At 67.4% G+C, this 21,150-nt stretch carries 19 protein-coding genes, 1 tRNA gene and 2 pseudogenes; 12 read left to right on the top strand and 10 right to left on the bottom strand.

The genetic code is table 11. From position 1 onward, the window contains the following. Nucleotides 1-9: 9 nt before the first annotated feature. Nucleotides 10-1,392: a D-serine/D-alanine/glycine transporter gene (cycA, locus tag FHR73_RS19505; protein WP_183633466.1), complete on the bottom strand. Its 1,383-nt coding sequence runs from the start codon at nt 1,390-1,392 to the stop codon at nt 10-12. Nucleotides 1,393-1,730: 338 nt separating this feature from the next. Between cycA and FHR73_RS22935 the strand changes: the two are divergent. Together FHR73_RS22935 and FHR73_RS19500 are read left to right on the top strand one after the other, a co-directional pair. Next, nucleotides 1,731-2,042: pseudogene (locus FHR73_RS22935) on the top strand (PAS domain-containing protein); the annotation flags it as partial. Between the two features lie 84 nt (nt 2,043-2,126). After that, nucleotides 2,127-3,815 (top strand): annotated as a pseudogene (locus FHR73_RS19500) (ATP-binding protein); the annotation flags it as partial. Nucleotides 3,816-3,909: 94 nt separating this feature from the next. On the opposite strand, the gene FHR73_RS19495 reads toward FHR73_RS19500, so the two are convergent. Further along, nucleotides 3,910-3,983 (bottom strand) — tRNA-Gly (locus tag FHR73_RS19495). Nucleotides 3,984-4,116: 133 nt separating this feature from the next. Here FHR73_RS19495 and FHR73_RS19490 point away from each other — a divergent pair. From FHR73_RS19490 to FHR73_RS19475, 4 genes are all read left to right on the top strand, one after another. Then, nucleotides 4,117-5,178, top strand: a complete 1,062-nt coding sequence (locus FHR73_RS19490) for a M4 family metallopeptidase (RefSeq protein WP_183633464.1) — start codon at nt 4,117-4,119, stop codon at nt 5,176-5,178. A 12-nt stretch (nt 5,179-5,190) separates the two neighbouring features. Then, on the top strand, nt 5,191-5,526 hold the full coding sequence (locus tag FHR73_RS19485; RefSeq protein WP_007161915.1) for a protealysin inhibitor emfourin: 336 nt from the start codon (nt 5,191-5,193) through the stop codon (nt 5,524-5,526). A 166-nt stretch (nt 5,527-5,692) separates the two neighbouring features. Next, a complete protein-coding gene (locus FHR73_RS19480; protein WP_260175755.1) occupies nt 5,693-6,361 on the top strand; it encodes a SatD family protein in 669 nt (222 codons plus the stop codon). A gap of 2 nt (nt 6,362-6,363) precedes the next feature. Next, complete coding sequence (locus tag FHR73_RS19475) at nt 6,364-6,825, top strand: hypothetical protein (RefSeq protein ID WP_183633463.1); 462 nt, start codon at nt 6,364-6,366, stop codon at nt 6,823-6,825. 2 nt (nt 6,826-6,827) lie between these two features. On the opposite strand, the gene FHR73_RS19470 is transcribed toward FHR73_RS19475, so the two are convergent. Next, a complete protein-coding gene (locus tag FHR73_RS19470) occupies nt 6,828-7,859 on the bottom strand; it encodes an MBL fold metallo-hydrolase (RefSeq protein WP_183633462.1) in 1,032 nt (343 codons plus the stop codon). 63 nt (nt 7,860-7,922) lie between these two features. Between FHR73_RS19470 and FHR73_RS19465 the strand changes: the two genes are divergently transcribed. Beyond that, nucleotides 7,923-8,537 carry a pseudouridine synthase gene (locus FHR73_RS19465; RefSeq protein WP_183633461.1) on the top strand — a complete coding sequence of 205 codons (615 nt, stop codon included), beginning with the start codon at nt 7,923-7,925 and terminating at the stop codon, nt 8,535-8,537. Nucleotides 8,538-8,546: 9 nt separating this feature from the next. Here the strand turns inward: FHR73_RS19465 and FHR73_RS19460 are convergent, their stop codons facing one another. Together FHR73_RS19460 and FHR73_RS19455 are read right to left on the bottom strand one after the other, a co-directional pair. Next, the gene (locus FHR73_RS19460) at nt 8,547-9,512 is read right to left on the bottom strand and encodes a hypothetical protein (RefSeq protein WP_183633460.1); all 966 of its coding nucleotides are present in this window, start codon (nt 9,510-9,512) and stop codon (nt 8,547-8,549) included. A 62-nt stretch (nt 9,513-9,574) separates the two neighbouring features. Continuing rightward, a complete protein-coding gene (locus tag FHR73_RS19455) occupies nt 9,575-10,174 on the bottom strand; it encodes a LysE/ArgO family amino acid transporter (RefSeq protein WP_183633837.1) in 600 nt (199 codons plus the stop codon). Nucleotides 10,175-10,273: 99 nt separating this feature from the next. On the opposite strand from FHR73_RS19455, the gene FHR73_RS19450 reads away from it, so the two are divergent. The 3 genes from FHR73_RS19450 to FHR73_RS19440 all read left to right on the top strand — a co-directional run bounded on the left by FHR73_RS19450 (nt 10,274) and on the right by FHR73_RS19440 (nt 13,215). Continuing rightward, nucleotides 10,274-11,161, top strand: a complete 888-nt coding sequence (locus tag FHR73_RS19450; RefSeq protein ID WP_183633459.1) for a LysR family transcriptional regulator ArgP — start codon at nt 10,274-10,276, stop codon at nt 11,159-11,161. An 81-nt stretch (nt 11,162-11,242) separates the two neighbouring features. Further along, nucleotides 11,243-12,187, top strand: coding sequence for an NAD(P)-dependent oxidoreductase (locus tag FHR73_RS19445; protein ID WP_183633458.1), 945 nt, complete (start codon nt 11,243-11,245; stop codon nt 12,185-12,187). A 173-nt stretch (nt 12,188-12,360) separates the two neighbouring features. Then, entirely contained in the window at nt 12,361-13,215 is an 855-nt protein-coding gene (locus FHR73_RS19440) for an ATPase (protein WP_183633457.1), read from the top strand. On the opposite strand, the gene FHR73_RS19435 is transcribed toward FHR73_RS19440, so the two are convergent. The 4 genes from FHR73_RS19435 to FHR73_RS19420 are packed head-to-tail and all read right to left on the bottom strand — an operon-like array spanning nt 13,196 to nt 17,818. Further along, a complete protein-coding gene (locus FHR73_RS19435; protein WP_183633456.1) occupies nt 13,196-14,260 on the bottom strand; it encodes an ion transporter in 1,065 nt (354 codons plus the stop codon). The genes FHR73_RS19440 and FHR73_RS19435 overlap by 20 nt on opposite strands. After that, on the bottom strand, nt 14,257-14,817 hold the full coding sequence (locus FHR73_RS19430) for a cob(I)yrinic acid a,c-diamide adenosyltransferase (protein ID WP_183633455.1): 561 nt from the start codon (nt 14,815-14,817) through the stop codon (nt 14,257-14,259). The genes FHR73_RS19435 and FHR73_RS19430 overlap by 4 nt, the downstream gene beginning before the upstream one ends. A 21-nt stretch (nt 14,818-14,838) precedes the next feature. Continuing rightward, nucleotides 14,839-16,860, bottom strand: a complete 2,022-nt coding sequence (locus FHR73_RS19425) for an ATP-binding protein (RefSeq protein WP_183633454.1) — start codon at nt 16,858-16,860, stop codon at nt 14,839-14,841. A gap of 43 nt (nt 16,861-16,903) precedes the next feature. Further along, nucleotides 16,904-17,818 carry a putative 2-dehydropantoate 2-reductase gene (locus tag FHR73_RS19420; RefSeq protein WP_183633453.1) on the bottom strand — a complete coding sequence of 305 codons (915 nt, stop codon included), beginning with the start codon at nt 17,816-17,818 and terminating at the stop codon, nt 16,904-16,906. A 124-nt stretch (nt 17,819-17,942) separates the two neighbouring features. On the opposite strand from FHR73_RS19420, the gene FHR73_RS19415 reads away from it, so the two are divergent. Further along, nucleotides 17,943-18,422: a YajQ family cyclic di-GMP-binding protein gene (locus FHR73_RS19415; protein ID WP_017640080.1), complete on the top strand. Its 480-nt coding sequence runs from the start codon at nt 17,943-17,945 to the stop codon at nt 18,420-18,422. 98 nt (nt 18,423-18,520) lie between these two features. Beyond that, a complete protein-coding gene (locus FHR73_RS19410; protein ID WP_183633452.1) occupies nt 18,521-19,393 on the top strand; it encodes a mechanosensitive ion channel family protein in 873 nt (290 codons plus the stop codon). Between the two features lie 27 nt (nt 19,394-19,420). Here the strand turns inward: FHR73_RS19410 and FHR73_RS19405 are convergent, their stop codons facing one another. Next, nucleotides 19,421-21,142, bottom strand: a complete 1,722-nt coding sequence (locus FHR73_RS19405) for an AmpG family muropeptide MFS transporter (protein ID WP_183633451.1) — start codon at nt 21,140-21,142, stop codon at nt 19,421-19,423. Nucleotides 21,143-21,150: the final 8 nt, after the last annotated feature.

Below are 21,150 nucleotides of genomic sequence, written 5' to 3'. Positions count from 1 at the left end.
AGCGTCCGTCTAGCCGGCGCGTGCCGCCCGCCGCCCGCGCCACCAGTAGCCAACGCCCAGCAGCAGGAACCACAGCGGACTGGCCAGCAGCGCCTGGCGGGTATCGTCCTGCAGGGTCAGCAGCACCAGCACCGCGGCGAAGAAGGCCAGCACCCCGTAGCACACCCAGCGCCCGCCGGGCAGGCGAAAGGCCGAGGCGGCGTGGCGCTCCGGACGGTTGCGGCGGTACGCCAGCCAGGCCAGCAGGATCAGCGACCAGACGAACATGAACAGCACCGCGGCCAGGGTAGTGACCAGGGTGAAGGCGGTGACCAGGTTGGGGATCAGGTAGATCAGCACGGTGCCCAGCAGCAGGCACAGGCAGGACAGCACCAGCCCGCGCGCCGGCACCGCCGCCCGCGAGAGGCGGGTGAGACCGCGCGGCGCGTGGCCTTCGCGGGCCAGGCCATAGAGCATCCGGCTGGTGGAGAAGATGCCGCTGTTCGCCGAGGAGGTGGCCGAGGTCAGCACCACGAAATTGATCAGGCTGGCGGCCATGGGCACGCCGGCCAGCACGAAGAGTTCGACGAAGGGACTCTTGTCCGGCACCACCTGGCGCCAGGGCGTCACCGCCATGATCACCACCAGCGCCAGCACATAGAACACTAGGATGCGCACCGGAATGGAGTTGATCGCCCGCGGCAGGTTGCGCCGGGGATCGGCCGTCTCGGCGGCGGTGGTGCCCACCAGCTCGATGCCGACGAAGGCGAAGACGGCGATCTGGAAACCGGCGAAGAAACCGCCCAGGCCCATGGGAAAGACGCCGCCGTCGTTCCACAGATTGGCCAGGCTGGCGACGTTGCCCGAAGGCGACCGGAAGCCCCAGAGCACCAGGCCGAAGCCGGTGACGATCAGGGCGCAGATGGCGACGATCTTGATCAGCGCGAACCAGAATTCCAGTTCGCCGAACAGCCGCACCGTGACCAGGTTGAGCCCCAGCAGGAGCAGCACGCAGAGCAGCGCCGGGATCCAGGGCGCGAGGCCGGGCAGCCAGAACTGGGCATAGGCGGCGATGGCGATGACATCGGCGATGGCGGTGACAATCCAGCAGAACCAGTAGGTCCAGCCGCAGAAGAAGCCGGCCCAGGGCCCGAGCAGATCGGTGCAGAAGTCGATGAAGGACTTGTACTCCAGGTCCGAGAGCAGCAGTTCGCCCAGCGCGCGCATGACAAAGAACAGGGCGCTGCCGATGATCAGATAGACCAGCAGGATCGAGGGCCCAGCCAGGGCGATGGTCTTGCCCGACCCCATGAACAGACCGGTGCCTATGGCGCCGCCGATGGCGATCAGTTGCAGATGGCGATTGGACAGGCTGCGTTGCAGCCCCTCGGGCGGGGTAGAAGACGCGGACATGACGAGCGGATACCTGACAGCGACAGCGGGGGCCACACGGTAAGAGATGCACGGCGGGCATGCCAGTCGTTTCACCGGGACAGCATGCCGCAGGGCCGGCCCGCCACTGACGGGCACGGCGGCGCCGTCGGTCACCTGGAGCTCTGGCAGGGAGGCTCGTACCTGCCTATCATGGCCATCCGGGCGCCCGCAGCGGACCCGGACGGCCACGAGATCCCTCAGCGCCTCTGCCAGTGAGTCGTCCCTTGTCCTATCTCGAAAGTTTCGCCTGGGAAACCACGCCACTGGGCGCGCGCGCCAGCTGGCCCGTGGCCCTCCGGACCACCTACGATCTGCTGATGGCGTCTCCCTTCGCCATGTGCGCCACCTGGGGCGCCGAGCAGACGCTGATCTACAACCAGGCCTACGCCCCCTTTCTCGGCGCCCGCCATCCTGCCGCCCTGGGGCAGCCGATCGATGAGGTCTGGGCGGAGTTGTGGGACGAGATCGCGCCGCTGATCGCGCGGACGCTGTCCGGCGAGGCGCTGCACTTCGTCGACAAGCACTTCGTGATGACTCGCAACGGCTATCCCGAGGACACCTACTGGAGCTTTTCCTACAGCCCGCTGCGTGACGGCGAGGCCATCGTCGGCATGCTCAACATCACCACCGAGACCACCGCCGGCGTCCAGGCCCACCATCAGCGCGATGTGGCCGAAGCCGCCCTGCGGCGGCACAACCTGACCCTCGAACAGGAACTCTCGGCACGCATCGACGAGCGCGACAGCGCGCGCGCCGCGGAGAGCAGCGTGCTGGCCGCCGCCGAGCGCGTGCAACTGGCCCTCGCCGCCGGCGCCATCATCGGCACCTGGTACTGGGATCTGCCCACCGACAGATTCACCGTCGACGAGGCCTTCGCACTCAATTTCGGTCTCGATCCGGCACTGGGCCGCGATGGCCTGAGCCTGGCGCAGGTGGTGGCCACCGTCCACCCGGACGACCAGGCCGGCCTGGCCGCGGCCATCGCCGACGTCATCGGCCGCGGTGGCCGCTATGCCCACCAGTACCGGGTCCGCCGCAGTGACGGCCGCTACTACTGGCTAGAGGCCAACGGCCACGTCGAACTGGCGCCGGACGGCACCCCGCTGCGCTTTCCCGGCGTGCTGCTGGACGTGGACGGCCGCCGGGCCCTGGCCGACGAGCGCGACCGCGCCCTGGCGGAGTTGCGCGACCTCACCGCCACCCTCGAGCAGCGCGTCGAAGAGCGCACCGAAGAATTGCGCCGCTCGGAAGAGGCCCTGCGCCAGTCGCAGAAGATGGAAGCGGTCGGCCAGCTCACCGGCGGCCTGGCCCATGATTTCAACAACCTGCTCGCGGGGATCTCCGGCAGCCTCGACCTCATGAGCCTGCGCATCGGCCAGGGGCGCTTCACCGAACTGGAAAAATACCTGACGGCCGCCCAGGGCAGCGCCAAGCGCGCCGCGGCCCTGACCCACCGGCTGCTGGCTTTCGCCCGCCGCCAGACCCTGGCCCCCGAGGCCACGGTGGTCAACCAGCTGGTGGGCGGCATGCTCGACCTGGTGCAGCGCACCGTGGGGCCGGCCATCCAGGTGCAATTCACCAGCCTGCCGGACGACCAGCCGCTGCTGGTGGACCAGTCCCAGCTGGAGAACGCCCTGCTCAATCTGTGCATCAACGCCCGCGATGCCATGCCCAACGGCGGGCGCATCCTCATCGCCGCCAGTCATCGCACCCTCGGCGAAGCGGATATTCGCGACTTCGAACTGGCACCTGGACGCTATCTGCACCTGAGCGTGACCGACACCGGCAGCGGCATGACGCCGGAGGTCGCCGCCAAGGCCTTCGAGCCCTTCTTCACCACCAAGCCCATGGGGCAGGGCACCGGCCTTGGGCTGTCGATGATCTACGGCTTCGCCCGCCAGTCCGGCGGCCAGCTGCGGCTGCGCTCGCAGCCAGGCGAAGGCACCACCGTCTGCCTGTACCTGCCCCTGCGACCGGTAGAACGCCCATGCGGCCTGCCCCTGGCAGAGGGCCAGCCCGGTCTGCTGGAAGGCGCCCATGCCACGGTGCTGGTGGTCGACGACGAACCCACGGTGCGCATGCTGGTGACCGATCTGCTGCGCGAACTGGGCTACGTCATCATCGAGGCCGCCGATGGCGCCGGCGGCCTGGAAGTGCTGCACTCCGATGCCCGCATCGATCTGCTGGTCACCGACGTCGGCCTGCCCGGCGGCATGAACGGCCGCCAGCTGGCCGACGCCGCCCGCGTCCAGCGCCCGGCGCTCAAGGTGCTGTTCATCACCGGCTTCGCCGAAACCTCGCTGCTCAGCGACGGCCACCTGGAACCGGGCATGGCGATTCTGACCAAGCCCTTCGCGGTGGAGGCCCTGGCGCAGCGGGTGAAGGGGCTGGTGTCGGGGTAGGTTTCGCGCGCGCAAAAGCCCTTGGCAGAGCCCGGAAACGCAACGGCCCCCAATCAGCGTGTCCGCAAGGACTGATTGGAGGCCGTCTGGAATCTGGAGCGGGCGAAGGGAATCGAACCCTCGTCATGAGCTTGGGAAGCTCAGGTAATGCCATTATACGACGCCCGCGTGGGGTGCCTTTGTACCAGAAGCCTGCCTCCGGGTGAAGAGGCGGGAGTCGTCTGGCTGTTTCGTGGTCCAACGGACAGGACCGCACGCTGCGGTGATCGGGGACCCTTGTCCCCCAGAGAGGAGGGCGCGCATGTCTCGTAACCCGGGCACCTACCAGGGGGTGATTCCCCCCTACATTCTTGGCCGCATCATCGATCATGGCGACGAGCACCAGCGTTCCTGCGCCCTGACCACCCTGAGTCACGTCCAGAGTCTGCTGCACAATCCCGGCCGCCCCGGGGTACGCCAGGCGCCGGTCGGGCCGCTGCCGCGCACCGATGACGCCAGTCCGCAGCGCAGCATCTTCGATGCCGGCAATGCCATGCAGCTGCCCGGGCGCCTGGTGCGCCAGGAAGGGCAGCCGGCCTTGAGCGATGTGGCGGTGGATGAGGCCTACGACTACCTGGGCGCCACCTTCAAATTCTTCAACGAGGTCTTCGGACGCAACTCCATCGATGGCCAGGGCCTGCCGCTGGCCGGCACCGTCCACTATGGCCAGGAATACCAGAACGCCTTCTGGAACGGCGAGCAGATGGTGTTTGGTGATGGCGATGGCGAGATCTTCAATCGCTTCACCATCGCCCTCGACGTCATCGCCCACGAACTGGTGCATGGCGTCACCGAGAGCGAGGCGGGGCTGGTCTACTTCAACCAGTCCGGCGCGTTGAACGAGTCGGTGTCCGATGTCTTCGGCATCCTGGTCAAGCACTACGAACTCAAGCAGAGCGCCGCCGAGGCCGACTGGATCATCGGCGCCGGGCTGCTGACCCGGAAGATCAAGGGCAAGGGCCTGAGGTCCATGGCCGAGCCGGGCACTGCCTACGACGATCCGACCCTGGGCAAGGATCCCCAGCCCGGGCACATGCGCGACTACATCGAGACCCGTGAAGACAATGGCGGTGTCCACCTCAACTCGGGCATTCCCAACCGGGCCTTCTACCTGGCGGCGATGGCCCTGGGTGGCTATGCCTGGGAAAAGGCCGGGCCGATCTGGTACGACACCCTCTGCGACAGCCGCCTGGCCAACGATGCGGATTTCGCCGCCTTCGCCCGCCTCACCGTGTCCAACGCCGGTCGCCGTTTCGGCGCCGAATCGGCCGAGGTCCGGGCGGTCGAGGAGGCCTGGGCCGGCGTGGGCGTCACCCTTAGCTAGAGGAGCAGGGCAATGCGCGAACTTCCCCCGCTGGGCAAGGACACCGTGGTGCGACTCTCGCGACAGGGAGGCTTTGCGCCCCTGCATGCGCTGAGCAAGCCGCGGGAGATCGAATTCGGCCAGTACGACAGCGCCCAGCGCGGGCGCATCTGCTCGGTCTTGGAACGCTGCCTGCCGGAATCCGGCGAACCGACCCAGGTCGGGCGCGGCGATCAGCGCTATTTCAAGGTGGAACTGCGCTTCCGCCCGCAACCCGCCGAGCAGCAGGACGAATTGACCCTGCTGATCCCCGAAGACCGGGCGCCCAGCGAGCTGGTACGGCTCTGGGACAAGGGGCTGGTGGAATAACCTGAATGAGCGGGCAGGAGTGGCGAGGTGTTGAGGGCGTCCTCAAGAACTCCGGCTGTCTTTGTCTCTCGCCCCGCTGCTTACTCGTGATATTTAGAGCTAGGCGGCTCAGACCATTTTTGGGTAAAACTAGCTGATTGACCCCTTTATGGTTACATCGCGAAAAATGACCCCAAAGCAGGTAAAAACGGCCCGTACGCTTGCGGTGGTAATGGGCGACTTGGTGCATAGCGAGCACGCCGCCGATATCGCGCAGTTACACAAGGCTTTCAATGAAGCGGTCGTGCAGTGCAACAGGCGTTATGCCGATGTCCTGGCATCACCGCTGACCATCACCCTTGGAGACGAATTTCAGGGGCTGATGACGTCCCTGAATGCTGGCGCCCGGCTGTTGCGTGACATCAGGCTGGATCTCCTGCAGCGTGATATCGACTGCCGGTTCGTGCTGGGGCTGGCTCGGATAGAAACGGTCGTGAATCCGCAAAACGCTTGGAACATGATGGGGCCGGGTCTTAGCCGCAGTCGGCACAAGCTCAATGAAAAGCGTACGCTCTGCCGTTATGGTTTCTCGCTGCCCCAGGAGTCACTGTTGGAAACCGCTCTCGATGCGCTAGGAGTTGGCCTGACGGTTATCGAGAAGGGTTGGACGCAACGCCAATTGAGCGATATCGCGGCACTGTTGAACGGACAGTCGCCTGCGGCGCTGGCAGAGCAACGTCAGGTATCGGTCCATAGTATCTACAAGGTACGCACCTCCGGTCACTTCGACGCCTATAGCCAGCAGTGGAACGCCGTGCTGGAGGTGCTGGCGGACCTGGATCGCAGGGAGGCCTAACGATGAACGGGTTGCTGCAAGGATTGCATGCACTGGCTTATACGCTCTTTGCCTTGGCCCTGTTGACCGAGCTCGGCAATGTCTTGTGTCGCAGGATGCTCATCCGCATGCGACGGCCAAGGGTGCCAGACTCATCCACCGATGACGCCTTTTCCGCGGGACGCCTCATCGGTTGGCTCGAGCGGCTGGTGTTGGCTGCGGGACTGCTGAGCAACAGCTGGGAAATCCTCGCGGCGGTGATAGCGCTCAAGACCGTCGCTCGCTTCAAGGAGCTGGATCAGCGGGACTTTGCCGAATACTTTCTGGTCGGTTCGCTGTTCAGCATTCTCTGGGCCATCGTGATTACCGGGGCCTGGATGCTCTATGACCAGCATTGGGGAATCGGTATGAGAGCCACCCTGCTGGATTGGCTCAGCGCCTCCTCCCTACCGCCTTTGATCGAAACAGCAAAGGCCAGCGGCTGACCTCAGGGCACCGACCAGACCTCGCCCGGCGCCAGTGTCCGGAACGCCTCGTCCGCCAGGCCATGCAGGACCCGGGCATGGGCCAGGTCGCGGGGCGGGGCGAATTGTCCTTCGTCGCTCAGGGAAAAGGTGCCGAAGTGGATGCCCAGACTGCTCACGGCGCCCAGTGCCTGATGAGCGCGTACCGCGTCGTCGGGATTCAGATGGCTGTCCCGCATGAACCAGCGCGGTTCGTAGGCACCGATGGGCAGGGCGGCGAAGCGCGGCGCGCCAAGGCGTTCGCGGATCTGCGCGAAGTGCGGGCCCCAGCCGGTATCGCCGGCGAAATAGACCGGTCCGGTCGGGGCCTCTAGCACGAAGCCACCCCACAGCCGGCGATTGGTGTCGAAGCGACTGCGTGCCGACCAGTGCTGGCCCGGCACCAGGTGCAGGCGCACGTCGTCCTTGAGCGGCAGACTCTGCCACCAGTCCAGCTCGCTGATGGTGACGAAACCGGTCTCGCGGCGGATCAGCTCGGCGTTGCCCAGAGGCGTCACCACCGGCGTCAGGGGCGCGCGCTCGGCCAGGCGCCTCAGCGTTGCCAGATCCATGTGGTCGTAGTGGCTGTGGCTGACGAAGATCAGGTCCAGCGGCGGCAGGTCGTCCAGGGCCACGCCGGGGGCGTGATAGCGTCGCGGACCGATGAAGCTGAAGGGACTCACCCGCTCCGACCAGACCGGATCGGCGAGGATGTTGAGGCCCTGATGCTGGATCAGCAGGGTGGCATGGTTGACGAAGGTCACCCGCAATTCGCCACCCTCGACCCGGGCCGCTGGCCGCGTCGGCACGGCCGGCCCTTCCTGCCAGGTCCACTCGGGACGGGTGCGGCTGAACTGCCATTTCAGCAGGGTCCAGAGACTCTTGTCCTCGCGCGGCGCCAGGTTGTGGAAGCGCTCGCCGTCGAAGTGATCGGAGCGCGGGCCTTCGTAGGCGGACGAGGCGCAACCGGCCAGGGTGAGCAGGTGGATCAGCCACAGCGGACGAAAGATGCGCATGGGACCTCGGACGAATAGACTGGGCGGTCCAGATTACCCTTTGGCTAGCCGCCGTCGATCCCCATGTCGCGAAATACCCGTTCCACCCCCGGCCAGCGGCCCCGTCGCCAGGCCAAGGCGCCGCCGGTCACGCCGCGGCTGCTGCTGCTCAACAAGCCCTTCAATGTGCTCACCCAGTTCGCCGATGCCGATGGCCGCGCGACGCTGAAGGCCTATGTCGAGGTACCGGGTGTCTATCCGGCTGGCCGTCTGGATCGTGACAGCGAAGGCCTGCTCCTGCTGACCAACGATGGCCAGTTGCAGGCGCGCATCGCTGATCCCCGGCACAAGCTGCCCAAGACCTACTGGGCCCAGGTGGAGGGCACACCTGGAGAAGAGCAGCTGCAGCGCCTGCGCCAGGGCGTCGAACTCAATGACGGCCCGACGCTGCCGGCCGAGGCCCGCCTGCTGGCGGAGCCGCCAGCGCTCTGGGAGCGCGATCCACCGGTGCGCTTTCGCAAGAGCGTGCCGACCGCCTGGATCGAGCTGACCATCCGCGAAGGGCGCAATCGCCAGGTGCGGCGCATGACCGCCGCGGTGGGCCTGCCGACCCTGCGCCTGGTGCGCGTCCGCATCGGCCCCTGGACGCTGGACGATCTGGCGCCGGGAGCGTGGCGCGAGGTGCCGGCGCAGCTCTAGCGCCGGAGCTCAATCCTGCCGCTGGCTGGCGGCTTCCTGCAGATCGCCGGCGATGTCGGCGAGGCGGCGACTGACCTCTTTCAGGACCTGCGGATCGATCTCGCGCGCGGGCTGCCCCGGTTCGGTCAGCAGCTGACCGGCCAGCAGGGCGCTCAGGGCGCTGACTTCGCTGGCCTGATGGCGCAGCTCGTGGGTGTGCTGCACGGCGGTGTCGCGCAGGAGGTTGGTGCTCAGGATCAGGCGTCCCAGTTCGTCATCGCGTCCGCCAGGCAGGCGCTCGCCGAAACGCCCGCGCGCCAGCAACCCCAGTTGCCGGGCGCAGGCCACCAGCGGATCCACCAGCCGGCGCTCCACCAGCCGTACGCCAAGGAACAGCAGGCCGCCACCACAGAGCAGCAGGGCCAGACCAGCGAGCAGGATGTCGCGCTGGGCCTCGGCGCGGATGGCGGCGATCTGCGCGGCGGTGCGGCCATGCAGTTCATCGACCAGGGCGGCGAAGCCCTCGGCGGTCTCGCGGTCGATACCGCGGACCTCGGCATCGCCGCGGCGCGGATCGCGATCATGGGCGAGATAGGCGGCCTGGCCGGCGCGATAGCGCTCGCCCAGGTGTTGGTGCTGGGCCCGCAGCGCCTGGAGCCGCGGTTGCAGCTCGGGGTCGACGCGGGTGGCCAGCTGTTGCAGCCGCTGATCGACCTCGGTTTCGCGGGTCAGAAAGGCCTGCCAATAGCGCTCGGCGGTGGCGGCATCACCACCGCGCAGGAGAAAGTTCTTCCACTCCTGCACCTGGATCTTGAAGGTCAGGTGGGTGTCGTCGATCTCCACCAGCCGCTCCAGCGGGCCCTCGATCAGGCGCTGGTAGCGGTGCAGTTCGCGGGAGAGCAGGCCGAAGCCGGCCAGGGCGATCAGCAGCATCAGCAGCAGGCTGCCGCCGAACAGGAGCAGGCTCTGACTGCGGAGCGAGCGGGCGAAGGGCATAGGGACTCTCGACAGGAAACGCAGAGCCGCAGCTTAGGGCGCTCGCCGGGCGAAGGCCAGCCTCAGGTCGAGACCAGCAACTGCGCCGCGACGGCGAACATCACCAGCGCCACCAGCAGATCGATCAGCCGCCACACCCCCGGACGGGCCAGGTAGGGGGCGGCCCAGGCCGCGCCCAGGGCGAGTCCGAAAAACCACAGCATGGAGGCCGTGGCGGCGCCGAACACATAGGCCAGGGGCGCGGCCTGTTGGCTGCCCAGGGAGCCCACCAGCAGCACCGTGTCCAGATAGACATGGGGATTGAGCAGGGAGACGGCGGCAGCGGCCAGCAGCGCCTGGCGTCGACTGCGCGGCTCGGCCGCGGCCAGGGTGCCCATGGCTGCCGGGCGCCAGGCCCGCCGCAGCGCCTGGGCGCCATACCAGAGCAGAAAGGCCGCGCCGCCCCAGCGCAGGATGTCCACCAGCAGTGGGCTGTGCTGGATCAGCGCGGCCAGGCCCAGCACCCCGGCGGCCACCAGGATCACGTCGCAGGTCAGGCAGAAGGCGGCGATGGTTAGATGGTGCTCGCGGCGCAGCCCCTGGGCCAGCAGATAGGTGTTCTGCGCGCCCAGCGCCATGATGAGACTGGCCATGGTCAGGAGGCCGGTGAAGTAGCTGTTCATCGCGAAGGTATCGCCCTGTCGTCCTGGAATGGCTGCCACCTTGCCGTCTCGGGGTGTATAAGAAAAACCAATATTCCTTATGCAGCATTAGCTGAATCGATGATCGACTACAAGTTGCTGGAAGCCCTGGCGGTGGTGGTGGAAGAGGGCGGCTTCGAACGGGCGGCGCGGCGGCTGGGCCTGTCGCAATCGGCGGTGTCCCAGCGCATCAAGTTGCTCGAAGCCCGGGTCGGCCAGGCGGTGCTGGTGCGGGAGACACCGCCGCAGCCCACCGCGCCGGGTCTGCGGCTGTTGCGCCATATCCAGCAGGTCCGGCTGCTGGAAGCCGATCTGGGCAGCGAGGTGCCGGGACTGGCCGAAGAGGCGCCGCAGCGCCTGCGCATCGCCCTCAATGCCGACAGCCTGGCCAACTGGTGGCCGCTGGCGGTCGGCCCCTGGGTCCATACGCAGAGGGTGTTGCTGGATCTGGTGGTGGAGGATCAGGACGTGGTGCTCAGACGGATGAGGGCCGGCGAGGTGGCGGCCTGTCTCTGCGCCAATGGCCAGCCACTGGCCGGGGCGCGGGTCAGCGCCCTGGGCGCCATGCGCTACCGGGCTCTGGCCAGTCCGGAATTCCGCGCCCGGCACCTGGCCGCGCTGCCGGATCCCCAGGCCCTGGCACGCGCGCCCGCCATCGTCTTCGGCCCGGATGATCGCCTGCAGCATCGCTATCTGGAGCAACTCGGCGTCACCCAGAGCTTCGACTACCACCTCTGTCCCTCCGCCGAGGGCTTTCTGCAGATGACCCTGGGCGGCATCGGCTGGGGCCTCCTGCCGGATATCCAGAGCGCGGCCGCCCGGGCGCGCGGCGAGCTGGTGGACCTGGCGCCCGGTCACTGGGTGGATGTGCCGCTGTTCTGGCATCACTGGCGCAATGGCGGCGCTGCCTTGCAGGCCCTGACCCGCCATCTGGAGAGCGTCGCCGGCCAGTGGCTGGTGCGCGACTAGCGGCGCCTGTCGAAGGCTTTGGTTACACTGGCCCTTGGGTCGCCCTCGGCGACCGCGGACCGGTTCGGGAATCCCAGCGACATGCGTATCTTGATCACGGGCGCCAGCGAGGCGCTCGGTGCGGGTCTGGCCTGCGATCTGCTCGACCGCGGCCAACTGGTGCGGGTGCACGGCCGCCCCGGCGCGACCCTGGACGCCCTGGTCGAGCGCGGCGCCGACTACCATCCGGCCCTGCTCGACCAGCCCGCCCAGGTGCTGGCGCTGTGCGACGACATCGACGCCATCGCCCACTGTACCGACGTGGCCGGCGTGCCGAGCGCGGCCGACCTGGACCACGGCCAGGTACTGATCGAGGCCGCCTTGCAGCAGCAGGTCGCGCAATTCGTCTATGTGTCGTCCGCGCGCCTCTACGAAAGAGGCGGCGAGGCGCTCAAGGAAGACCAGGTGCCGGCCAAGCCGAAGAGCCGCGAGGCCCAGTGCCGCCTGCAACTGGAGCGCCTGGCGCTGGCCGCCGGTGAATTCGGCCCCCAGGTCACGGTGTTGCGGCCGGCCCAGGTGCTCGGCCTGGCCGATCGCGATTGGGCGCGCTGGTTGCTGGAACGGGCCAAGGCCAGGCAGCTGGGACGCAGCGGCAACGGCCTCAACCGCTGGGACTTCACCAGCGCCGGCAATCTGCGCAAGGCCCTGGTGACCCTGCTGCTCCGGCAACCGGCCGCTACTCGCGGCAAGGTCTTCAACCTCAGCGATGGCCAGCCACTGGTGTGCTGGGACGCGATCAACTTCCTGCTGCGCCGCTTCGAGTTGCCGCCGGTGATCGAGCGCAAGGCCTTCGATCCCCGGCGTCTCTATGCGCGGTTGCGCACCCCGGGTCATGAATCCTGCTGGCCCGGATTGCTCGACAGCCCTTTTACCCTGGACATCCGCGCCGCCCAGGAGGCCTTCGGCTACCTGCCCGAGGCCAGTTCCTGGAGCGCCTTGGAAGAGTATCGCCCGCGGGCGCCCCTGGCCCAAAGCGGACCGGTCTAGCGGCAATCCTCAGCGCACCCCGGGCATGGAATGATGGCACTTCGCTATCGACGCAGACTGCGTTTCGGCGCACGCTCCCGGGGCCAATCCGCGTGCGGGCTGCCTCGCGTCGCTGGCGACGGCCGTTATACTGGCCGCGATTCCGTCTTCCTGCCTCTGCTCACAGGTCTGCCATGCGCAACGATCTTCTCGATGAAATGGATAACGTCCCGAGTCTGACCCCGGAGCGCGACGATCGCCGTCCCGGCAGTCGGCGCCCGGTCGAAGCCGAAGAGGTCTATCGCGAACCCGCTGCCGGTCACCCGCGCCCGGTACGCCGCGGGCCCTCCACCGCCCCCCTGTGGGTGCTGGTCGCGGCCCTGACCCTGGCCCTGGCCGGGGTCGCCTGGTGGAGTCATCAGCAATTGCTGCTGATGCAGGAGCAGGTGGTGGCTACCCAGGAAAACTTCGCGCGCATCAGCGAAGACGCCCAGGGTCGCCTGAGAGACATCTCCGGCAAGCTGGTGGAAAGCGAATCCTCCGGCACCACCAGTCGCGAGGCCCTGCTGCTGCAGGTCAAGACCCTGCAGACCAGGGTCGCCGAACTCACCCGCCAGCAGCAGGGAGTGACGGACAACCAGCAGGCCCAGGACAACCGCCTGCAGAATCTCTCCACCGCGGTGCAGACGGTGCAGACCGGCAATGGCGAGGTGGATACCCGGCTCAAGGCCCTGGCCGAGGAGCAGACCGCGCTGAAGAACGGCCTGGCGCAGACCGCCAGCCTGACCGAGCAGGTCGCCAGCCTCACTGCGCAGAACAAGGCGCTGCAGGCTGACATCGCCGCCTTGAAGAAACCCAGCGCCCAGAATCAGGCCCTGGGCGAAATGCAGCAGGACCTGCTGGTGCTGCGCAGCGAACTGGACGCCCGCCCGGTGGGCCCGGACAGCAAGGAATTCGACGCCTTCCGCCTGCAGACCACCCGCAATATCACCACCCTGCAGACCCAGGTGCAGAATCTGCAGCAGCAGATCAGCGCCGGGGCGCGTTGATCGGGTCGATCTCGCTGCGCTGCCATTCCTGCGGCCAGAGCTCGCCATCGAGTTGATCGAGGCGGCGCTGCAGGACCTTCTGCTTGAACACCTCGAGGATCTCCACCAGCACCTCGTCCAGGGCATTGTCCTGGGCGCCGCTGGGCAGACTCTGATCGAAGCCGTGATCGGCCAGGCGACTGGCCAGGGCGCGGAAGTCGCGGGTGCGCAGGCTGGCCGCCGCCTCCCTGACCAGGCCGTTGACGATATCGGTGAGCACCCCGTCCAGGGTGTCGGCCAGGCGCTCGCCCATGGGCAGGCGCTTGAGCCGGGCCAGGTCGGGATTCTCCTCCAGGGCGCGTTGCACCACGTCGCCGACCAGGCGCTCCAGGGTGGCGCGATTCTGGCTGTAGCCCTGTTCCACCATCGCCTGGATGCGCAGCGCCATGCCGTCGATCAGCCGCTGCTTGCGCGGGCGGATGACGCGGTCGATCACGCTCTGGGAGAAGTCGTCGCGGGTGTTGAGCTCGTCCTGCAGTTCGCCGCAGATCTTGATCATCACCCGATCCGACAGGTCTTCCATGAGCAGCTGATAGTAGTGGTTGAACAGCCGATAGGGCCGCCAGCCGCGCATGTCGATCAGCCCCAGGCGCTGCAGGCGCAAGAGCAGCGAGACGATGCGCAGCGCCCGCAGCAGGCGGAAACCGCCCAGGGGGATGCAGCCGAGCACGTCGTACCAGTGGATGAACGGATAGTGGTACCAGCGGGCATGGCGGCGCTCGACCACCGCCACCAGCCAGCCGAGCAGCACATCGGCGATGAAGAAGGCGACGAACACCAGGTCGATGCGGATGAAATGGGCGTGGATGCGCTCGCCGTAGAAGGCGTGAAAGCCGGGCAGCACCGCGGCCAGCGCCTGGTTGAGCGGCCCCAGGGCATAGAGGCTGTCGAACAGGATCAGCGCCAGGTTCACGCAGACCAGGATCAGGATCAGGCCGTCCCAGAGCGCCAGCAGGCCCTCGTGGCGGCGCGGCGGTGGCGCGATGGGTGCGGCCGGCGCGCTCATGGCCGCGCGGCCTGCCAGAGCACCTCGCTCACCCCCTGGCGCCGGGCGACGATGCGCGCGGCGACGAACAGCAGGTCGGACAGGCGATTGAGATAGGGCAGGCCCTGGCCTTCCAGCGGCTCCACCGCGTGCAGGCTGCGGCAGCGCCGCTCGGCGCTGCGGGCCAGGGTGCGGCAGACATGGGCCTGGGCCACGGCGCGTGAGCCGCCGGGCAGGATGAAATTCTCCAGCGGCCCCAGTTCGGCGTTCCAGCGATCGATGGCGCCCTCCAGGCGTTCGATCTCCACCGGTTGCAGGGCGCGATAGCTGGGCATGGCCAGTTCGCCACCGAGATCGAACAGCCGGTGCTGGCAGGGCGCCAAGGCGTCGCTCACCTCGGCCAGGCGGGCATCGTCCGCCAGCTCGGCGAGCAGCAGGCCCAGGGCACTGTTGAGTTCATCGACCGCACCGATGGCCTCGATGCGCGGATGGTCCTTGGGTACCCGGCTGCCGTCGGCCAGGCCGGTGTCGCCGGCGTCGCCCTGGCGGGTGTAGATCTCGGTGAGGCGAAAACCCATGGCGCAGCTCCTGATGAGGTCCTAGGCGGCGTCGAAATCGGCCTGGACAAGGGGCAGGCGCAGGGTGAAGCAGGTCCCTACGCCGGGCGTGGAGTGCACCTCCATCTGCCCCTTGTGGTTGTTGGTGATGATGAAGTACGACACCGACAGGCCCAGGCCGGTGCCCTGGCCGACTTCCTTGGTGGTGAAGAAGGGCTCGAAGATGCGCTTGCAGATGTCCTCGGGGATGCCGATGCCGTTGTCTTCCACCTGGATCTCGGCCCAGCCGCCGCGCAGCTTGGTGCGCAAGGTGATGCGGCCGTATTCGCCTTCTTCCTCGTCGTCGCGCAGGTGGATGGCCTGGGCGGCGTTCTTCAGCAGGTTGAGCAGCACCTGCTCCAGTTCGTTGCCGATCACCGGCACCGGTCCCAGCGCCGGATCGAATTCGCGGATGATCGACAGGGTGCGGAAGTCGAAGCCCTCGGCCAGGTCGAAGTCGTTGCCGGCGATCTCGATGGCCTGATCGATCAGCGGCGGCAATTCGCTGGCTTCCATCTTGCGATTGCTGCGCCGGCTGAAGGCGAGCATGTGGCTGACGATCTTGGCCGCGCGGCTGCCGGCCTGGTGGATGCCGTCGAGCAGCCGTGGAATCTGCCGGCTCTCCAAATAGCAGTTCACCGCGTTGAGTTCGACGCCGGATTCGGCGGCCTGCTCGAGATTCTTCGGCAACTCCGGCGACAGCCGCCGGCGGATGTTCTGCACGTTGTGCAGGATGGCGCCCAGGGGATTGTTGATCTCGTGGGCCATGCCGGCGGCGAGGCCGCCCACCGAGAGCATCTTTTCCGACTGCACCATCATCTCTTCCATGTTGAGGCGCTGGGTGATGTCGTCGATGCGGATCACCACGCCACGCCCGGCGCCGCCCATCAGCGGGTAGAAGGTCAGGGTGTAGTGGCGCGGGGTATCGGTCAGGGCCCAGGTCACCCGCTCCACCTTTTCCACCCGCAGCAATTCGGCGGTGCGACTCAGTTGCGGCAGGAACGGCTTGAGCGAGGGAAAGGCGAGAAACACCGGCTGGTTCAGGGCTTCGTCCAGCTGGGTGCCGGAGAGGTGGGTGGCCTCCTGGTTCCACTGGGTGACGTAGAACTGCTCGTCCACCGCGATCAGCGCCGAGGGCATGGAGTCGATGATGCTGTTGAGGTAGTTCTGGAAGCCGGTGAGCTTCTTCTCGATCTTGCCGCGGACCTGCACCTCCAGTTCCAGCTTGCGGTTGGAGCGGCGCGTCTCCTCGGCCAGGCTCTGGGCCTGCAGCACGGCGTACTGGGCGTCGTCGCGGGCGCGCTTGAGTTGCTGCTCGCGGCCCTGGATGCGGCCAAGCATGGTGTTGAAGGATTCCGCCAGGCGGCCCAGTTCGTCTTCGCTGCCCTTGCTGGCGCGCAGCGAATAGTTTTCCTCGCGGGTCACCTGGCGCGAGAGTTCTTCCAGTTCGCGGATCGGCAGGGTGATGAGGCGCTTGATCTGCCGGGCCACCACCAGCCAGAGCAGGATGCTGAAGGTCAGGATCGCCAGGCTAGCGGTCAGGGTACCGCGATAGAAGGCACCTGGCAGCTCGCTGCTGGCCACCAGCAGCAGATGCCCGGGCGCGCCCTCGGGACGCGGCAGCTCCACCAGCAGATTGGTGCGGAATTCGCGCAGGCGCCAGGTCTGCAGCTCTTCGAAGCGCGCCGGCACCTGCAGGCGATCGCCGTTGTGCAACTCGGCCAGGCGCTGGCCCTGACTGTCGTAGACCGCGGCCAGGCGCAGCGGGGCATAGCCGTCCAGTTGCCGCAACTGCGCCTGGGCCGCCTCCGGCGAGGCCAGCACCTCGCGACTGAGCACCGGGCTGGCGAACAGCCGGCCCAGGGTCTGCAACGCCTGGGGCGCCACGCTTTCCTGGGAGATCCAGTAGGCGGCGCTGATAAAGGTCACGTTGGCCACCACCAGCACCGCGATCATCATCACCAGCAGGGCGGCCAGCAACTTGCGGCCGACCGGGAGATTCTTCAGGCGTTTGGCGAGGATCATGGCGCAGTCGTGGCAACAGGGGAGCGGGCAGGGTAGCCCGCAGCTAGTCCTCGGGCAATCCGCGCTCCGCGAGCCGGGCCCGCAGTCGCTGCTGTAGCTCGGTCAGGTGCGGCACCGGCAGGCGCAGCCGTCCGGCGATCGGCAGGGCGTGGCCGAGCAGGTAGCTCACCTCGGTGCGCTGGCCGCGCTCCACGTCCTGCAGCATCGAGGATCTGTTGTTGGCCGTGGCGGCGATCACCGCCTCGACTTCCTGCTGCAGCCCCTGGGCCGCCGGAGCAAGGCCCATGGCTTCCAGCAGGGCCGCGAGTTCGTCGCAGAGCGCCGCGACCTCCGCTGCGTGCTGGCGCAGCTCGCCGTTGCGGCAGCGATACAGCACGGTCAGCGGATTGATGGCGCAGTTGATCGCCAGCTTGCGCCACAGCCGGGCATCGATGTCGTCGGTCCAGCGCACCGGGAAACCCAGTTGCGCGAGGGTGTCCAGCCAGGGCGGCGGGGTATGGCTGCCGAGCTGGTCACCGATCCAGACCTGCCCGGCGCCGGCCGCCACCACATGGAAGTCGGTCTCGCGATAGGCCCCCTCGGTGGTGCTGGCTCTCAGGCAGCGTGCCCGCGGGACCCGGGCGGCCACGGCGTCCTGGCTGCCCAGGCCGTTCTGCAGCAGCAGGATCTCGGCTTCCGGTTCCAGCCGCGCGGCGACGCTGGCGATGGCTTCTTCGGCATCGTAGCTCTTGCAGGCGAGGATCAGCCGGCGGATCGGATTGCCGGCCTCGGGCGTCTCGGCCGGCAGCGGATAGAGGCTGGTGGTGTCGCCTTCGCTGAGTTGCAGTCCGCCGCGGGCGCGATAATGCGCCAGGCGCGTACGATCGCGCAGGATCAGCCGGACCGGTTCGCCACCGCGAAACAGCCGCGCTGCCCAGAGACCGCCGAGACTGCCGGCGCCCAGTACGTGCCAGCTCACAGCTGTGACTCCAGCATCGATGCCTTGCGCATGGTCAGGATTCCTGAGGAAGAGGGCCAGTCGTTATAATGGTCGGTCAGGCTGCAGCGTCAAGGCTGCCCCATCGCAACCGAGGAGAAAATCCATGCCTTCCTTCGACGTGGTATCGGAGCTGGACAAGCACGAAGTCACCAACGCCGTGGACAACGCCATGAAGGAGCTCGAGCGCCGGTACGACCTGCGCGGCAAGGGCAGCTTCGAGGCCAAGGACCTTACCGTCACCCTGACCGCCGATGCCGACTTCCAGCTCGAACAGATGCTGGAGATCCTCAAGGTCAACCTGGCCAAGCGCAAGATCGACGTCCAGTGCCTGGAGGTCAAGGATGCCTACGCGTCCGGCAAGACCGTCAAGCAGGAGACCACCCTGCGCGAGGGTATCGACAAGGAGCTGGCGAAGAAGATCGTCGCCCTGATCAAGGACAGCAAGATCAAGGTCCAGGCCGCCATCCAGGGCGAGCAGGTGCGCGTCACCGGCAAGAAGCGCGACGAATTGCAGGAGGTCATCGCCCTGCTGCGTGGCCAGTCCCTGGGCATGCCGCTGCAGTTCGACAACTTCCGCGACTGAGTCCGGCTTCGGAACCTCTCGGTCTACCGTCCGTCGCACATAGGGCGCCGCCATTCAGGCCGCGCCCGACTTTTTTCTTGTGCGTGGAGAGGTAGACGATGGATTTGAGTGCCCAGACCGATCACCTGCTGACGGCCTTCATGGCCTGGCTACCGGTGATCCTGCAATATTGCGGCAACGTAGTGCTGGCCCTGGTCACCCTGTGGCTCGGCTGGTGGATCATCAATCGCCTGACCGGGCGCCTGGCCGCGCTGTTCACTGCGCGACACATGGACCAGGCCCTGGAAACCTTCGTGGTGACCCTGGTCAACATCGGTCTCAAGGTGATGCTGGTGATCAGCGTCGCCTCCATGATCGGCATCGCCACCACCTCCTTCGTCGCCGCCCTGGGCGCCGCCAGCCTGGCCATCGGCCTGTCGCTGCAGGGCAGCCTGGCCAACTTCGCCGGCGGGGTGCTGATCCTGCTGTTCCGGCCGTTCAAGATCGGCGACTACATCGAGGCCCAGGGCGTGCAGGGCACCGTGGATTCGATCCAGATCTTCCACACCGTGCTGCGTACCGGCGACAACCGCACCGTCACCGTGCCCAACGGCAACCTGTCCAACGGCATCATCACCAACCAGTCGCGCCAGGCGACCCGGCAGATCGTCTTCGACGTCAAGGTCGGCTACGACGCGGATCTGCAGAAGGCCAAGCAGGTGCTGGCCGACATGGCCAAGGATCCGCGGGTGCTGGAGACGCCCCCGCCCGCCATCGTGGTGGCCGGCCTGGGCGATACCTTCATTACCGTGTCGCTGCGCTGCTGGACCGCCAACAGTGACTTCTGGGGCACCCAGTTCACCTTCAACGAGCAGATCCGCGACCGCCTGCGCGCCGAGGGCATCGACATCGCGCTGCCCAGCCGGGTGGTCAAGGTGCTCGACGACAGGGGTGACGAGCGCGCCGCAGCGGCGGCGCGCGGCGAAGCCTAGGGCTGGACGGGGCGGCCCAGGGCCGCCTCAGTGGCCGCTGCCGGAGGGACCGCTGGGGATCGCGGTCCGCCGCTGGCGCAGCCAGAGCACCGCGATCAGCAGCAGCGTCGGCACCCCCATCAGCGCGGTCAGCGAGAAGAACGAGCTGTAGCCGACGTGCTCGACCATGGCCCCCGAATAGCCGCCCAGCAGGCGCGGCAACAGCAGCATTAGCGAGCTGAGCATGGCGTACTGGGTGGCCGAGAATCTGAGGTTGGTCAGACTCGACAGGTAGGCGACAAAGGCCGAGGTGGCCATGCCGCCACTGACGTTGTCGGCGCAGATGGTGGCGATCAGCAGCGGCACGTTGGCGCCGGTGGAGGCGATCACCACGAACAGCAGATTGGTCAGGGCCGACGCGGCGCCGCCGAGGAAGAGAATCGGCAGGATGCCGGCCCGGGTGATCAGCACGCCACCCAGCCCGGCACCGAACAGGGTCATGAATACCCCGAAGATCTTGCTGACCCCGGCGATGGTTTCCTTGCTGTAGCCCACGTCGATATAGAAGACGCTGGCCATCACGCCCATGACCGTGTCGGACAGCCGATAGGTGGAGATCAGGCCGAGCAGCAGCAGTGCCTGCCACTGGTAGCGCTGGATGAATTCGGTGATGGGCGTCAGCACCGGCGCCATCAACCGGCGCCCCGGCGCGGTGAGGCACAGCCAGACGATCAGGCCGTACATCAGACCGCGCGGCCAGTAGCCGCCGGCCAGTGCCGACAGGCCGCCGGTGGCGGCCACGATCAGCACGATCAGCAGGATCACCGAGACCATCTGGTGGACGAAGTCGAAGCGCGGCAGCTCTTCGGCATTGGCCGCATCGCGCAGCCGCAGGGGCTCGCGCATGCGGCGCATGAGATCGCTCAGCGGCTTGGAACAATAGCGCCCCCAGGGCGACAGGCAGCCGACGATGAACAGGCTGTAGAGCAGGGCGCGCGGCCAGGCCTGGGCGATGGCGGCATTGATGGCGGCCGGGATGGAGACCAGCATCACCAGCAGCAGGGCGACCGCCACCAGCTGGTGATTGAAGCCGAAGCGCGATTCCGCCATGGCCATGGGCGCCACCGGCTCGGGTTCGCGGATCAGCACGCTGGTCACCAGGCCCGGCAGCACCAGCAGGGCGAACAGCATGTAGGTGGTGGCCCAGGCGCTCTGGCTGTAGCCCAGGCGGGACGAGCCCAGTTCCTCGGCGAGAAACAGCGCGCCGGCGCTGGCCAGCAGGGCGGCGATGCGATAGCCGGTCATGTAGCAGGCGGCGAGGGCGGCCTGGCGATCGTCGTCGGCGATTTCCAGGCGATAGGCGTCCACGGCGATGTCCTGGGTGGCCGAGGCGAAGGCCACCAGCACGGCCAGGGCGATCAGTTGTTCCAGGTGCTGCTGCGGATTGCACAGCGCCATGCCGACCAGCCCCAGGCCCACCAGGATCTGCGACAGCACCAGCCAGGAGCGTCGCCGGCCGAGCTTGCCGATCAGCGGCAGCTTCCACAGGTCGAGCATGGGCGACCAGACCCACTTGAAGGCATAGGCCAGGCCGATCCAGCTGGCATAGCCGATGGTCTCGCGACTCACGCCCGCTTCGCGCAGCCAGACCGACAGGGTGGAAAACACCAGCATGGCCGGCAGGCCCGCGGCGAAACCCAGCAGCAGCAGGGCCAGGCAGGCCCTGGATTTGTAGGTGGTGACGGCTTCTCGCCAGAAACGTGCAAACATGCCCTTGG

Origin of the sequence: Pseudomonas sp. AS2.8 (assembly GCF_014190935.1) — a bacterium.
In the GTDB taxonomy this organism is placed as follows: domain Bacteria; phylum Pseudomonadota; class Gammaproteobacteria; order Pseudomonadales; family Pseudomonadaceae; genus Chryseomonas.
The sequence above is the reverse complement of the archived record's forward strand: the minus strand, read 5'-3'. Positions and strand labels throughout refer to the sequence as shown.

Bases quoted from the DNA above. Each gene is read 5' to 3' on its own strand.
- cycA (WP_183633466.1), bottom strand. From the start codon at position 1,392: ATGTCCGCGTCTTCTACCCCGCCCGAGGGGCTGCAACGCAGCCTGTCC.
- FHR73_RS19490 (WP_183633464.1), top strand. From the start codon at position 4,117: ATGTCTCGTAACCCGGGCACCTACCAGGGGGTGATTCCCCCCTACATT.
- FHR73_RS19485 (WP_007161915.1), top strand. From the start codon at position 5,191: ATGCGCGAACTTCCCCCGCTGGGCAAGGACACCGTGGTGCGACTCTCG.
- FHR73_RS19480 (WP_260175755.1), top strand. From the start codon at position 5,693: ATGACCCCAAAGCAGGTAAAAACGGCCCGTACGCTTGCGGTGGTAATG.
- FHR73_RS19475 (WP_183633463.1), top strand. From the start codon at position 6,364: ATGAACGGGTTGCTGCAAGGATTGCATGCACTGGCTTATACGCTCTTT.
- FHR73_RS19470 (WP_183633462.1), bottom strand. From the start codon at position 7,859: ATGCGCATCTTTCGTCCGCTGTGGCTGATCCACCTGCTCACCCTGGCC.
- FHR73_RS19465 (WP_183633461.1), top strand. From the start codon at position 7,923: ATGTCGCGAAATACCCGTTCCACCCCCGGCCAGCGGCCCCGTCGCCAG.
- FHR73_RS19460 (WP_183633460.1), bottom strand. From the start codon at position 9,512: ATGCCCTTCGCCCGCTCGCTCCGCAGTCAGAGCCTGCTCCTGTTCGGC.
- FHR73_RS19455 (WP_183633837.1), bottom strand. From the start codon at position 10,174: ATGAACAGCTACTTCACCGGCCTCCTGACCATGGCCAGTCTCATCATG.
- FHR73_RS19450 (WP_183633459.1), top strand. From the start codon at position 10,274: ATGATCGACTACAAGTTGCTGGAAGCCCTGGCGGTGGTGGTGGAAGAG.
- FHR73_RS19445 (WP_183633458.1), top strand. From the start codon at position 11,243: ATGCGTATCTTGATCACGGGCGCCAGCGAGGCGCTCGGTGCGGGTCTG.
- FHR73_RS19440 (WP_183633457.1), top strand. From the start codon at position 12,361: ATGCGCAACGATCTTCTCGATGAAATGGATAACGTCCCGAGTCTGACC.
- FHR73_RS19435 (WP_183633456.1), bottom strand. From the start codon at position 14,260: ATGAGCGCGCCGGCCGCACCCATCGCGCCACCGCCGCGCCGCCACGAG.
- FHR73_RS19430 (WP_183633455.1), bottom strand. From the start codon at position 14,817: ATGGGTTTTCGCCTCACCGAGATCTACACCCGCCAGGGCGACGCCGGC.
- FHR73_RS19425 (WP_183633454.1), bottom strand. From the start codon at position 16,860: ATGATCCTCGCCAAACGCCTGAAGAATCTCCCGGTCGGCCGCAAGTTG.
- FHR73_RS19415 (WP_017640080.1), top strand. From the start codon at position 17,943: ATGCCTTCCTTCGACGTGGTATCGGAGCTGGACAAGCACGAAGTCACC.
- FHR73_RS19410 (WP_183633452.1), top strand. From the start codon at position 18,521: ATGGATTTGAGTGCCCAGACCGATCACCTGCTGACGGCCTTCATGGCC.
- FHR73_RS19405 (WP_183633451.1), bottom strand. From the start codon at position 21,142: ATGTTTGCACGTTTCTGGCGAGAAGCCGTCACCACCTACAAATCCAGG.